The sequence below is a fragment of the Flavobacterium sp. genome (assembly GCF_029945805.1).
Classification (GTDB): Bacteria; Bacteroidota; Bacteroidia; order Flavobacteriales; family Flavobacteriaceae; genus Flavobacterium.
This window is the reverse complement of sequence record NZ_JAQSDH010000011.1, coordinates 11,124-26,375: the sequence shown is the minus strand read 5'-3', so window position 1 is coordinate 26,375 and position 15,252 is coordinate 11,124. Positions and strand designations below refer to the sequence as shown.

Sequence of the window (15,252 nt, the reverse complement as noted above, 5' to 3'; positions counted from 1 at the left end):
AAAGGAAAAAGAAAATGAATCAAGATTATATCAAACCAGACAGCTGGTCAATTATAGAAGAAGGATTTGACTTTAATCAAGTTAAATCTTCAGAAAGTTTATTCAGCATAGGAAACGGTGCTATGGGACAACGTGCCAATTTTGAAGAATACTATTCAGGAAACACATTTCAAGGAAGTTACATTGCTGGAATTTACTTTCCCGACAAAACCAAAGTTGGCTGGTGGAAAAATGGCTATCCCGAATATTTTGCTAAAGTACTAAACGCGCCAAATTGGATCGGAATCAACATTGAAATTAACGGCGAAAACCTAGATCTAGCAGCGTGCAAAGAAGCAAAAAACTTCCGTCGCGAACTGAATATGAAAGAAGGAATTTACTACCGATCTTTCGAAGCAACATTACAAAACGGAACGCAGATTGCTGTAAAGGTTTGTCGTTTTCTTTCTATAGATTTGGATGAAGTTGGGGTAATCAATTACGAAATTACGCCTTTGAATCAGGATGCGAAAATAGTTTTCAAACCTTATGTTGATGCCGGAGTTCACAACGAAGATGCCAATTGGGAAGAAAAATTCTGGGAACCATTAGACGTTAAAAATTCAGCAAACGAAGCTTTTGTAACAGCACGAACTTTCAAAACACATTTTACGGCTACGACTTTCATGCAGAATACTATTTTGCTGAATTCAAAAAACCTGAATCTTTCTCCTTCAAATGTTGAATCTTCTAAAGAGAAAGTTCAGTTTGCTTATGAAGTTGAAATTGCAAAAGGCCAAACAGCTTCTATCCAAAAATTAGGCGGTTATACCGTTTCAATGAACCACGAAAATACAGAAGTTGCAGCTCAGAATGTTATTACAAAAGCGTTATCCATTGGTTACGATCAATTAAAAAGTGACCAAATTGCGGCTTGGGCTAAAATCTGGGAAATGAGCGATATTAGTATTGATGGTGACGTAAAAGCGCAACAAGGAATTCGGTTCAACATCTTTCAATTAAATCAAACCTATCTTGGTAAAGATTCACGTTTGAACATTGGTCCAAAAGGATTTACTGGTGAAAAATACGGCGGCTCGACTTATTGGGATACCGAAGCGTATTGCATACCGTTTTACATGGCTACGAAAGACCAGCAAGTTGCGCGCAATCTTTTGGCATATCGTTACAATCATTTGGACAAAGCTATTGAAAATGCCGAAAAATTAGGTTTCAAAAATGGCGCTGCTTTATATCCAATGGTGACCATGAATGGAGAAGAATGTCATAATGAATGGGAAATTACATTCGAAGAAATTCATAGAAATGGTGCGATTGCTTTCGCTATTTTTAACTATTACCGATTCACAGGAGATTACTCGTATATTCCTGAAAAAGGATTGGAAGTGCTGATCGGAATTGCTCGTTTTTGGCATCAAAGAGCCACCTTTTCAACCTACAGAAATCAATATGTAATATTGGGTGTTACGGGTCCAAATGAATACGAAAACAACGTAAACAATAATTTCTACACGAATTATCTAGCCAAATGGTGTATCAATTATGCCATTGAACAAATCAGTAAGGTAGAAAAAGAATACAGCGCTGATTTTGCCCGAATCAGCAGTAAAGTCAATTTAGATCCAACTGAAATCCTGCATTGGAAAAAAGTAGCCGATCATATGTATTTCCCATTCTCAGAAGAACATGATGTATATCTGCAACAAGACGGATTCTTGGATAAAGAGTTGATAAAAGTGCACGATTTAGATAAATCACAACGACCAATAAACCAAAAATGGTCTTGGGACAGAATTCTGCGTTCCCCTTATATCAAACAAGCCGATACTTTACAAGGATTTTATTTCTTTGAAGAAGATTTCAGCAGAGAACAATTAGAAAAACATTTCGATTTCTACGAACCATTTACGGTTCATGAAAGTTCGCTTTCGCCTTGTGTGCACTCAATTCAAGCGGCAACTTTGGGTAGAATGGAGCAAGCGTATACCTTTTATTTGAGAACTTCGCGTTTGGATTTGGATGATTACAATAAAGAGGTGGAAGAAGGCTTACACATTACCTCAATGGCAGGAACTTGGATGAGTATAGTAGAAGGTTTTGGCGGAATGAGAGTCAAAAATGATACCTTACATTTCGAACCTAGAATCCCAAAAGAATGGGATGGTTATTCGTTTAAAATCAATTTTAGAAACCAAATTTTAAAAGTTTCAGTAAATCAAAATGACACGAAATTTGTCCTTGAAGGCGAAAGTAGCATCACCGTTTTTGTAAATGGAAAAGCAATTTCCGTCGAGCCGAATAATTTGGTAACGGTTTAGTTTAAACGAATAATTTATATAAATCATTAAGGTATTAAGTTTCATTAAGTTTTTTCTTAATTTCTTAATACCTTTAATGTTTTAAAAAAAAATTATGCACATAAGCTTGACTAAAAGAGAAGTAACACAATTATCATATGAGATAATTGGTTTCGCGATTAAGGTTCACAAAGAACTCGGTCCTGGATTACTAGAGAGTATTTATGAAGAATGTTTGAAATACGAATTAGAAAGTAATGGTTATGATGTAAAACAGCAGTTAACCGTTAAAATAGATTATTATGATTTAGAAACAGAAACTGATTTGAAGTTAGATTTATTGGTAAATGATTGCATAGTAGTAGAATTAAAAACTGTTGAGAACATATTACCTATTCATGAAGCGCAAATTTTATCCTATATGAAATTATTACGAAGACCACAGGGTTTATTGATAAATTTCAAAACTACTAATATTACAAAATCTGTCAAGCCTTTTGTAAATGAATATTTCAGAATGCTCGATGATGAATAATCTTAATGAAACTTAATATCTTAATGGTTATAAAATGAAAAAAATACTCTTCTTTTTTCTGATATCTATTTCAACTTTAGCTCAAATCGAACGTGTTGAACCGCCATTTTGGTATGCTGGAATGAATTTATCTAGTGTCCAGATTATGTTTTACGGAAAAAATATCGCGCAATATGAAGTTGCTGTTTCGAATACTATTCAAATCGAAAACATAAAAAAAACCGAAAATCCGAACTACATTTTTGTAACGATTGATACTAAAAATAGTCCTGCCTCCGAACTGACTTTTAGTTTCAAAAGCAAAAATAAAATTGCGTTTACCAAAAAATACGAACTTAAAAAAAGAAGAGAAAATTCCAAATTCAGAAAAAGCTACGATGCGTCGGATATGATTTATCTTATAATGCCAGATCGTTTTGCCAATGGTAATCCAGATAATGACAATGAAAAATCAGTAACTGAAAAAGCAGATAGAACCAATCCGAATGGAAGACATGGCGGCGATATTGAAGGCATCATCAAAAACTTAGATTATATCAAAGACTTAGGCGCAACTGCAATTTGGCCAACGCCGCTTTGCGAAGACAACGACGATAAAGGTTCCTATCACACTTACGGTCAATCGGATGTTTACAAAATTGATCCGCGTTTTGGAACCAATGAAGATTACGTTCGTTTAAGTTCTGAATTACACAAACGCGACATGAAAAATATCATGGACTATGTGACCAATCATTGGGGCTGGAAACATTGGATGATTAATGATTTGCCAACGCACGATTGGCTGAATCAATTTCCGGAATTTACCCAAACGAATCACAGACGAGAAAGTTTGAACGATATGTATGCTTCAAAAATTGATGCTGAAATTTGTTCGGACGGCTGGTTTGTAAAATCGATGCCCGACTTAAATCAGCGCAATCCGTTAGTATTAAATTATCTTATTCAAAATGCTATTTGGTGGATTGAATATGCCGATTTAGACGGTTTCCGAGTAGACACTTATCCCTACAACGACAAAGACGGTATCTCAAAATGGACCAAAGCCATCACCGATGAATATCCAAATTTTAATATCGTTGGCGAAGCATGGCTTAACAGTCAGGCAAAAATATCGTATTGGCAAAAAGACAGTAAAATTGGAGCGTTACAAAGTTTCAATTCGTACTTGCCTTCCGTAATGGATTTTACTTTGTATGATGCCTTGAGTACCGTTTTCAATCAGGACAAACAAGAATGGGACAAAGGAATGATTAACATTTATCTGAATTTTACCAACGACTTTTTATACGCCAACCCAAACAATATTTTAACTTTTGCCGAAAATCACGATACCAACCGTTTCAATGATATCTACAAAAATGACTTTAGGAAATACCAAATGGCACTGACTTTATTGGCAACCGTTCGTGGAATTCCGCAATTGTATTATGGCTCTGAAATTGGTATGGGTGGGAATAAAGACAAAGGCGGCGATGGAGATATAAGAAGAGATTTTCCTGGCGGATGGGATGGCGAGACAAACAATGCTTTTACTAAAGCCGGACGAACGGAAGAACAGCAAAAATTCTTTGATTTTACTTCCAAGCTATTCAACTGGAGAAAAGACAAAGAAGTAATTCACACTGGAAAAATGACGCATTACATTCCAGAGAATAATGTGTACGTTTATTTCCGCTACAACGAATCCGAAACGGTTATGATTGTAATCAATAACAGCGCAGAAACACAAACATTCAAAACCAATCGCTTTGCCGAAAATATTCAAAAGTATCAAAGTGGAAATGATGTTCTTTCTGGAAAAACTGTTGATTTGAAAAGTGATATTACTCTAGAACCAAAATCTGTTCTTGTATTGGAATTGCAATAAAAAATAAACCATTAAGATATTAAGTCTCATTAAGAGAAAAAGCTTAATTTTTCTTAATATCTTAATGGTTACAAATAAAAAAAAATGAAATCGAAGATTCACAAATACCAAAAAATCAATATTTTAAGCATGAGTAAAAAACTACTTTTACTATTACTAATTTCTACCGTTTCATTTGCCCAAAATGCAAACAGAAAATTTATAGCATTAACTCAAAAAAACGGAATTGCAACCATCAAAACAAATGACGGGGAATATCAAATTCATTTTCTCAGTAATAAGATTGTCGAAAATTCATTTGTTCCAAAAGGACAAACCAATAATTTAAAGTCGGAAGCTGTTATCTTAAATAATATTCCCTATGCATTTCAAATATTGAAAAATGGAACTTATTTATCATTTGGAACAGAATACATAACTGTTTTAATAAATAAAAATCCATTTCAAATCACTTATAAAGACAATTCAAATCTCACATTGCTATCTGAAAAATCAGGTTACACGAAAGTAAACGATTCAACCGAAACCTTATCGTTCAATTTGGATAAATCGGAATCACTTTATGGCGGAGGTGCTAGAGCTTTAGGCATGAACCGTCGCGGCAATCGCTTGCAATTATACAACCGCGCGCATTATGGTTATGAAACCAAAGCCGAGTTGATGAACTTCTGTATTCCATTAGTCATGTCGTCCAAATTATATGCGGTTCATTTTGATAATCCAGCCATTGGTTATTTGGATTTGGATAGCAAAAAAGACAACACACTAACCTATGAAACTAGTTCCGGACGAAAAACGTATCAAGTAATTGTGGGTGATTCTTGGACCGATTTAGTTTCGAATTATACTGACTTAACTGGAAAACAACCGTTGTTACCGCGTTGGGCTTTAGGGAATTTCTCCAGTCGTTTTGGTTATCATTCCCAAGAAGAAGTTGAAAATACCATAAAGAAATTTGAAGAGAATAAAATTCCAGTAGATGCGATTATTTTGGATTTATACTGGTTTGGAAAAACAGTAAAAGACACTATGGGAAATTTGGATTGGGACAAAGATAATTTTCCAAATCCGGATAAAATGATTGCCGATTTGAATACAAAAGGCGTAAAAACGATATTAATTACGGAACCTTTTATACTTACAACCTCATCAAAATGGCAAGAAGCAGTAGCTAAAAACGTTTTGGTAACCGATAAATTAGGCAAACCTGCAACTTGGGATTTCTATTTCGGAAATACGAGCGTTGTAGATATTTTCAAACCAGAAGGAAAAGAGTGGTTTTGGAACGTGTACAAAAGATTAATCAATCAAGGCGTTGGCGGCATGTGGGGCGATTTGGGTGAACCCGAAGTTTTTCCTTCAAAAGTAATCACTGCTGGCGGAAAAGCCGACGAAGTTCACAACATTTACGGTCACAATTGGGCCAAACTTATCGCTGAAGGTTATAAAAAAGACTTTCCAACACAACGTCCGTTTATTCTAATGCGTGCAGGATATTCGGGGTCGCAACGTTTTGGAATGGTGCCTTGGAGTGGCGACGTAAGCAGAAGTTGGGGCGGATTACAAAGTCAGATGGAAATTGCGCTTCAAATGGGAATGCAAGGTTTAGGCTATATGCACTCGGATCTTGGTGGATTTGCAGGTGATTATTTCGACAACGAATTGTACTTGCGTTGGTTGCAATACGGCGTTTTCAATCCGATATTTCGTCCGCATGCGCAGGAAGATGTAGCTTCTGAAGTTGCCCGAAAAGATGTGGCTACCATGTCGAAAGCAAATAAGCTAGTCGAATTGCGGTACCAATTGATGCCGTATAATTATACTTTGTCTTTCGATAACAATCAAAAAGGAACACCATTGATGCGTCCCTTGCTATTTGAAGAACCAACTTTAACAACAGTTTCTGGAACTTATTTTTGGGGAAATGACTTTTTAATTACTCCAATTACAAAACCTGGCGTTACTTCAACCGATATCTATTTTCCGAAAAGCAGCAATTGGTTTGATTTTTATACCGGTGAAAAACACTTGGCAGGAACAACTGAAAATGTGAAAGTAAACGCAGCTACTATACCAACATTTGTTCGTGGCGGCAGTTTTATTCCGATGATCGCAACGATTCAAAACACGTCGAGCTATTCGTTGGCCAACTTCAATTTGCATTTTTATTTTGATGAAACGGTTAAAAATTCATCCGGAAAATTATACAATGATGATGGAACCACGCCAAATGCTTTCGAAAAAGGACAATACGAAATACTCAATTTCAATGGCAATAACAATGGCAAATCATTAGTTGTAAAAATAGCTGCTGTTACTGGAAAAAATTACACTTCTACTGAAAAAAATATTTCCGTTTTGATTCACAACATTAAAGCGAAACGCATCTTTGTAAACGGTAAAGAACAACTGAATAAAACGTTTAGCGAACCGCTGCAAGTCAACGTTACGGCGACAAATGGAACTCAAGAAATTAAAATTGAATACTAAAACTATGAAAAAAACAAACCTACTCATCCTAATTTGTTTCTTCCTCTTCGGAATTACATTCGCTCAAAAAAAGAATCCAAAAACGCCTTTTGTTTGGGAAAGTGCCAATGTGTATTTTCTTTTAACGGATCGTTTTAATAATGGCGATAAAACTAATGATCATACCTACAACAGAACTAAACCAACTGGAAAATTACGCGGTTTTGAGGGCGGTGATATTCGTGGAATTATTCAAAAATTAGACGAGGGTTATTTTACTGATTTGGGAATCAATGTGATTTGGATGACACCCGTTGTGGAACAAATTCACGATGGCGTTGATGAAGGAACCGGCTTTACCTATGGTTTTCACGGCTATTGGGCAAGAGATTGGACTGCATTAGATCCAAATTTCGGAACCAAAAAAGATCTAGCCGAATTAGTTCAGAAAGCACACGCACGTGGCATCAGAATTATGCTTGACGCTGTAATTAATCACACCGGTCCCGTAACTTCGGAAGATTCTGTTTATCCAAGTGATTGGGTTCGCACTGCACCAAAATGCACTTACAAATCGTATGATACGTACATTAATTGCACCTTAGTAGAAAATCTTCCAGATGTAAAAACGGAAAGTAATGAAAATGTAGAATTGCCAGCATTTTTGGCCAATAAATGGAAAAAAGAAGGTCGTTATGATAAAGAAATGGCTTCGCTTGACGCATTTTTTAAACAAACAGGCTATTCAAGAGCACCCAAATATTACATCATGAAATGGCTTTCGGATTATATCACTGACTACGGAATTGATGGCTACCGAGTTGATACGGCAAAGCATACGACTGAAGATGTTTGGGCCGATTTCAAAAAAGTTTGTGATAAAGCTTTTGCTGAATTCAAAAAAAACAATCCAAAAAAAGTGCTCGATAACAATCCATTCTTTACCGTTGGAGAAGTTTATGGGTATAATATTGGAGCCAAAAAAGAATTTGATTTCGGAGATAAAAAAGTGAATTATTTCGCCAATGGATTTACGGGTTTAATCAATTTTGATTTCAGAAATGAAGCCAACAAGAACTATGAAGAATTGTTTTCTAAATACACGAACATCTTGCAAAATGACTTGAAAGGCAACACGGTGATGAACTATGTTTCTTCTCACGATGACAGTTATCCATTTGATAAAAAAAGAGAAAAAACCTTTGAAAGCGCAACCAAATTATTATTGACTCCCGGAATTTCACAAGTGTATTATGGTGACGAAAGTGCACGGCCTTTAGATATCGAAGGCACAACTGGCGATGCGACTTTACGTTCGTTTATGAATTGGGACGACATCGCAACTAATGCTTCCACTAAAGAGATAATGGTGCATTGGCAAAAGTTAGGTTTCTTTAGAAAAAATCATCCAGCAGTTGGTGGTGGACTTCACACTCAGATTTCGGCTTCACCTTATGTTTTCAGTAGAAGCTTTACAAAAGGGAAATATAGTGACAAAGTTGTAGTAGGATTGGATTTGACTAAAGGGGAAAAAACGATTTCTGTTGGAACTATTTTCTCCAACGGATGCAAAGTAAAAGATGCCTATTCCGGAAAAACGGCTACTGTTGTAAAAGGAAAAGTTACATTGAATACTGATTTCGAAATTGTTTTACTGGAAAAAATTTAACATGCACAAAATCGGTCACCGCGGAGCAAAAGGCTATGTTGCCGAAAATACTTTGATCTCCTTTCAAAAAGCGATTGATTTGGACGTTGACGGAATTGAACTCGATGTGCATTTAAGTTCGGACGGAAAAGTAATGGTCATTCACGATGAAACTATTGACCGAACAACTTCTCAAAAAGGTTTGGTTAAAAACTTTACTTCTGGAGAATTAGAAGCATCTAGAATTCCAACTTTGGAAGCTGTTTTTGATTTGGTTAGCCAAAAATGCTTTATCAATATTGAACTCAAAGCCTATGAAACTGCAGATAAAGTCGCCGAGCTTATCGAACACTATGTTTCAGAAAAAGGCTGGAGCTATGATCATTTTATCGTTTCCAGTTTTGATTGGAATGCACTTCAGCAAGTTCATTTTATGAATGATAAAATCAAGATTGGTGTTTTGACGCACACTGATTTAGACTTGGCATTGGCTTTCGCCAAATTCATTAAAGCCTATTCTGTTAATCCTTATTATCATTTGCTAACGGCTGAAAACGTTGTCAAAATGCAATCCAAAAATTTTAAAGTCTATCCATGGACCATCAATGAGCCGGAAGATATTATCTTTGTCAAATCGTTACAAGTTGACGGCATTATTACTGATTTTCCAGATAGGATTTGATTCTTGAATCATTAAGATATTAAGTTCCATTTAGTAAATTGCTTGATAAAACTTAATGATTCTTAATTCCTTAATGGTTTAAAAAATGAACTCAAACTTCGATATAATCATTGTTGGCGGTGGCGCAGCGGGATTTTTTACAGCAATTAATATTGTAGAAAAGAATCCAAAACTTAAAGTCGCTATCCTCGAAAGAGGCAAAACCGTTCTGGAGAAAGTCCGAATTTCTGGTGGTGGCCGATGTAATGTTACGCATGCGTGTTTTGTCCCGAATGATTTAGTGAAGTTTTATCCGCGTGGCGAAAAAGAACTGCGTGGTCCGTTTCATCAGTTTTGTTCGGGCGATACGATTGAATGGTTTGAAAAACACGGTGTAGCATTGAAAATTGAAGATGATGGACGTATGTTTCCAATATCGGATTCATCACAAACGATCATCGACTGCTTTTTATTGGCTACACAAAAACTCGGAATCCAAATTTTAACTGGACACAGCGTTCAATCTATTTTCAAAGCAGAAGACTATTGGAAAGTAGAAAGTAATCACGAGACATTTGCTTGTCAAAAATTAATTATGACTACTGGAAGCAATCCGAAAATTTGGGAAATGTTAACCGAGCTCGGACATAGCATCGTTTCACCCGTTCCTTCCCTATTTACTTTTAAAATCAAAGATGCCCGAATTAAAGATTTGATGGGGCTTTCGGCATTTGCAAAAGTAAAAGTCAAAAATAGCAAACTAGAATCCTCCGGCCCATTATTAATCACGCATTGGGGAATGTCAGGCCCGGGAATTTTAAGATTATCGGCTTGGGGTGCTAGGGAATTATTTGATAAAAAGTACCAATTTGCACTTCAGGTGAATTGGCTCAATGAAGTCACTTTTGAAGAAGCAATGGACACCTTAAAAGAACTCAAACAAGAACACGCAAAGAAAGCGGTGAGCAAAAAATCTCCGTTTGATTTTCCGAATCGATTATGGGAAAGTTTGGTTTTGGCTTCGGATATTGACAGCGAGAAGAAATGGTCCGATTTGTCTAAAAAACAATTGACGGATTTGGCGAACCAACTTACAAATGGGGAATTTCAGGTCAATGGAAAAAGTACTTTTAAAGAAGAATTTGTGACTGCTGGTGGAATTGATTTGAAAGAAGTCAATTTCAAAACTATGGAAAGCAAATTACAACAAAACTTATTTTTCGCAGGGGAAATCGTGAACATTGACGCTATTACTGGTGGTTTTAACTTTCAAAATGCTTGGACTTCAGGTCTCATCCTAGCGGAAGCTATATCAGAATAATACTTATACTTTAATTGTGTAGTTTGCTTAAAATCAGCTAAATTTGGTTTCTTCTAAAACCAAACCATTATTGAATTGACTTAAAATAGTTCGATATATTTAATCAAATAACAACTAAACCAATATGAAAAAAACTTTACTCCTAACCTTCATCCTTTTTTTAGGAACACTTACTGCAGTTAATTCACAGGTATGCAGTGGAATCTTTACCGATCCTGCGGGCCCGACTGCAAACTACGCCAACAACTCTGATTATACAGTTACAATTTGCCCAACCAATCCAGGTGAAGTTGTAACTGTAACTTTTACGGCTTTCAATACTGAAATTAATTGGGATGCTTTATATGTTTTTGATGGAAGCGCAATAACCTCACCTCAACTTGCTAGTACAAATGCAGCTGCAAATGTTCCTGGCGGATTAGCTGGCGGTTATTGGGGAACAACGTTGCCTGGCCCCTTTACTTCAACAAGTCCTGATGGTTGCCTTACTTTCAGATTCAGAAGTGATGGTAGTATAAATAATCCTGGATGGATTGCCAATGTTACTTGTGCGCCACCGCCAACCTGCATTGCACCAACCACTCTAAATGTTAGTGAAATTACCTCAACTGGTGCTACATTAGGATGGGCTAATCCCAGTGGAAATACCGCATGGGATGTATTGATTTTGCCTGCCGGATCACCTGCTCCGACTCTTGATATGGTAGGAGTAGCAATTAATACAAACCCTTTCACGGCAATTGCCCTATCACCAAATACTTGTTATACTTTTTATGTTAGAAGTCTCTGTTCTGGAGATGACAGAAGTACTTGGGCAGGTGGATTTAACTTTTGCACACTATCTGCACCTCCAGTTTGTGGTGGACAGTTCTTAGATAATGGTGGAGCAAATGCTAATTATGCAAATAGTTCTGATAATACTTACACCATTTGTCCAACAAATCCAGGAGAAGTCGTTACTGTAGTATTCGATTCATTTAATACTGAAGCTACTTGGGATGCGTTATATGTTTTTGATGGAAATTCAATAGCTGCACCACAAATTGCAAGTTCAAATCCAATTGCTAATGTCCCTGGTGGTCTACCTGGAGGTTTTTGGGGAACTACAATTCCGGGACCTTTTACTTCTACAAGTGTTGATGGTTGTCTAACTTTTAGATTCAGAAGTGATGGCAGTGTTAATAATCCTGGTTGGGTTGCCAATGTTATTTGTGCTGCAGCACCTGACCGAATAGTATTAGTTGCTTATGTAGATCAAAATAGCAATGGCGCAAAAGACCCAGGAGAACCTTTATTCTCAAACGGTTCGTTTGTTTACCAACAAAACAACGATGGGATCAACATCGAAGGCTATTCTCCAACAGGTCAATTCGCTTTGTATGATAGTAATTTGACAAACACCTATGCTTTCAGTTATCAATTGCAGTCGGGATTTGTTCCTTATTATAATTCGGGAACGACCACTTACAGCAACATAAGTATTGCGGCAGGAAGTGGAACACAATTTTTGTATTTTCCAATCATATTGACACAAGCTTATAACGATGTATCGGTTGCTATTTCTCCTGTAAATGCACCCAGACCGGGATTCACTTATGTAAACAAAATAACCTATAAAAATCAAGGAGTAGCTGCTACAGGCGGAACCCTAACTTTCTTAAAACCTGCACAGATCACCACGTTTTCCGTGAGCCAAGCGGGAACGGCGAATAATGCAAATGGTTTTACTTATGCATTCACTAATCTTTTGCCGAATGAAACGAGAACTTTCAATGTTACCATGACGGTGCCAACGATTCCAGTGGTGAATATAAATGACTTACTTACAGACAGCGCTACTATTTCGGCTCCAACTGGTGATATCGATTTAACGAACAATTCATCAATAAATTCACAGATTGTAGTTAATTCATTCGATCCGAACGATAAAATGGAATCTCGTGGAAAAACAATTCCGTTCAATCAATTCACGCAAGGCGATTATTTCTTTTACACTATCCGATTCCAAAACAACGGAACTGCTAATGCAATTGATGTCAGAATTGAAGATTTCCTAAACGCACAAATAGATGAAAGTACTATTTTAATGGTAAGCTCAAGCCACAATTACACTATGAAGAGAATTGGAAATCAATTAGTATGGGATTTTAAAAATATTTACTTGTCACCTTCATCTGTAAACTTAAATGGAAGTACCGGTTATGTCCAATTTAAAGTCAAATTAATGCCCGGATTTCAGGCAGGTAGCATAATTCCAAATAGCGCCTTAATTTATTTTGACAACAATGCGGCAATTGTAACTAATATTTTTAATTCTAAATTCACAGTTCCGTTAAGTATTGCAGAATTTAATGCTAACCGTTTGGTCTTATATCCAAATCCGGCACGAACCAGCGTTAGGATAGATTTGCTTGATGCCAACGTACAATTTACAAAAGTTATTTTTTATGACATCTTAGGAAAAACGGTGAAAACCGTTAACACAAATGCAACTGAAAGCTTGACTGTTGATGTTAGTGATTTAGAAAAAGGGTTATACTTAGTTCAACTCTCGTCAGAAGACCATCAGAAATTAACTAAGAAATTGATTATTCAATAATGAAGATTAAAAAAATCCCGTCTCGATCAAAACAGAGACGGGATTTTTTTATCTATTCAACCACCAAATACTAGCATTGAGCAGTGTGGCAAAACTTACCCAAGCGAGATAAGGAATCAATAAATATCCTGCAATTTTATTGATTCTTTTAAATTGACTGTATGTTTCATATATCATTAACCAGAGAAGAACAATTTCAATAAGTGCTAATAGCGGATTGTGCAAACCAAAGAAAAGATACGACCAAAGCGCATTCAATCCCAACTGAATAGCAAAAAAACCAAGCGCTTTTTGAATGATTTTTTTGTCTGAACCACTAGTCCAAATTAATCCAGCAGCAATTCCCATCATAATATACAGCGACGTCCAAACGGGAGCAAAAATCCAATTCGGCGGATTGAAAACTGGTTTTACTAATGTGGGATACCAGGTCGTAATACTTTCACGAGTAACCATTCCAGATAGATATCCAACTCCTGCACAACCGACAACTAACAATACTATTTTTAAAATCCTTTGCATGATAAATTTTTTTAGCATTTCAAATATAGTAAACAAATAGTAGTTTGATTTTATAAAATTTGAGTTGCTTTTTATATTTGAAAGTAAGAGGAGCATCTCTACTAGAAATTCAGTTTTACTAGCGCACGATTTAAATGAAAAATTATTCGCTTATCTTTGCCCAAATTTCAAATCTATGTTTTCCGAAAAAGATTTTATTGCTGATCCCACTGCTTCTATTGAAACCGGAAATTTCCAATGGAGCGCTCCAAGTAATATCGCATTAGTAAAATATTGGGGGAAAAAGAAAAATCAAATTCCAGCAAATCCATCCATCAGTTTTACGTTGAATAATTGTAAAACGGTTACCAAATTGGCTTTTGCCAAACAATTCGACACTTCGACAAGCTCAGTGCAGGCCGAAAAAGGCTTTTCATTCGATTTACTTTTTGAAGGAAAACCAAAAGAAGATTTCAAACCGAAAATCCAAAAGTTTTTCGAACGAATTGAAGTTTATTGTCCGTATTTGAAAGAGTATCATTTCACCATTGATACCGAAAATACATTTCCGCACAGTTCCGGAATTGCTTCTTCTGCTTCTGGAATGGCGGCCTTGTCTATGAATATATTGAGTCTCGAAAAAGCATTGAATCCAGAAATGACTGATGAATACTTTTACCAAAAAGCTTCGTTCCTCGCGCGCTTAGGTTCGGGAAGTGCTTGCAGAAGTGTAAAAGGAAGCGTTGTGGTTTGGGGAACTCATGCTGAAATTGAAGGCAGTTCCAATTTATTTGGTGTAGAATTTCCATCAAAAATCCACGAGAATTTTAACAATTATCAAGACACAATTTTATTAGTTGACAAAGGCGAAAAGCAGGTTTCGAGTACCATTGGTCACGATTTAATGCACAATCATCCGTTTGCCGAACAACGTTTTGCTCAGGCTCATGAAAATCTATCTGCTATAAAAACCATTTTAGAAAGTGGAAATTTAGAGGATTTTATCAAAATAGTGGAAAGCGAAGCACTCACTTTGCACGCGATGATGATGACGTCAATGCACTATTTTATTCTAATGAAACCCAATACGCTGGAAATCATTAATGCCATTTGGAAATTCAGAAACGATACTAAAATTCCAGTTTGTTTTACTTTAGATGCAGGAGCAAACGTACATGTTTTATATCCCGAAAACGTTAGAGATAGCGTTTTACAATTTATTAAGGACGAATTAGTTGGCTATTGTCAAAATGGTCAGTATATTTGTGATGTTATCGGAAGTGGGTCTCAATTGATAATTGATAATTGATAATTGATAATTGATAATTGATAATTGATAATTGATAATTGA

General features: G+C 36.1%; 10 protein-coding genes. 9 read left to right on the top strand and 1 reads right to left on the bottom strand.

The annotated features are described in order from the left end of the window. Nucleotides 1-14 precede the first annotated feature (14 nt). The 8 genes from PSU83_RS02615 to PSU83_RS02580 all read left to right on the top strand — a co-directional run bounded on the left by PSU83_RS02615 (nt 15) and on the right by PSU83_RS02580 (nt 13,400). A complete protein-coding gene (locus tag PSU83_RS02615) occupies nt 15-2,318 on the top strand; it encodes a glycoside hydrolase family 65 protein (protein WP_300586392.1) in 2,304 nt (767 codons plus the stop codon). Between the two features lie 94 nt (nt 2,319-2,412). Next, on the top strand, nt 2,413-2,832 hold the full coding sequence (locus PSU83_RS02610; RefSeq protein WP_300586389.1) for a GxxExxY protein: 420 nt from the start codon (nt 2,413-2,415) through the stop codon (nt 2,830-2,832). Nucleotides 2,833-2,866: 34 nt separating this feature from the next. Next, complete coding sequence (locus PSU83_RS02605; protein ID WP_300586386.1) at nt 2,867-4,702, top strand: glycoside hydrolase family 13 protein; 1,836 nt, start codon at nt 2,867-2,869, stop codon at nt 4,700-4,702. A gap of 84 nt (nt 4,703-4,786) precedes the next feature. Next, complete coding sequence (locus PSU83_RS02600; RefSeq protein WP_300586384.1) at nt 4,787-7,192, top strand: TIM-barrel domain-containing protein; 2,406 nt, start codon at nt 4,787-4,789, stop codon at nt 7,190-7,192. 4 nt (nt 7,193-7,196) lie between these two features. Further along, nucleotides 7,197-8,840 (top strand): alpha-amylase family glycosyl hydrolase, encoded by a 1,644-nt coding sequence (locus PSU83_RS02595; protein WP_300586382.1) that lies wholly within the window; start codon nt 7,197-7,199, stop codon nt 8,838-8,840. A gap of 1 nt (nt 8,841) precedes the next feature. Continuing rightward, a complete protein-coding gene (locus PSU83_RS02590; protein WP_300586379.1) occupies nt 8,842-9,501 on the top strand; it encodes a glycerophosphodiester phosphodiesterase family protein in 660 nt (219 codons plus the stop codon). Between the two features lie 85 nt (nt 9,502-9,586). Beyond that, the gene (locus tag PSU83_RS02585; protein WP_300586377.1) at nt 9,587-10,801 is read left to right on the top strand and encodes an NAD(P)/FAD-dependent oxidoreductase; all 1,215 of its coding nucleotides are present in this window, start codon (nt 9,587-9,589) and stop codon (nt 10,799-10,801) included. A gap of 124 nt (nt 10,802-10,925) precedes the next feature. Continuing rightward, nucleotides 10,926-13,400 carry a T9SS type A sorting domain-containing protein gene (locus PSU83_RS02580; protein WP_300586375.1) on the top strand — a complete coding sequence of 825 codons (2,475 nt, stop codon included), beginning with the start codon at nt 10,926-10,928 and terminating at the stop codon, nt 13,398-13,400. A gap of 48 nt (nt 13,401-13,448) precedes the next feature. Here PSU83_RS02580 and PSU83_RS02575 read toward each other — a convergent pair whose 3' ends face one another. Beyond that, nucleotides 13,449-13,922 (bottom strand): TspO/MBR family protein, encoded by a 474-nt coding sequence (locus tag PSU83_RS02575; protein WP_300586372.1) that lies wholly within the window; start codon nt 13,920-13,922, stop codon nt 13,449-13,451. Nucleotides 13,923-14,097: 175 nt separating this feature from the next. Here PSU83_RS02575 and PSU83_RS02570 point away from each other — a divergent pair, with 175 nt between their 5' ends. Next, entirely contained in the window at nt 14,098-15,210 is a 1,113-nt protein-coding gene (locus tag PSU83_RS02570) for a diphosphomevalonate decarboxylase (protein ID WP_300586370.1), read from the top strand. Nucleotides 15,211-15,252: the final 42 nt, after the last annotated feature.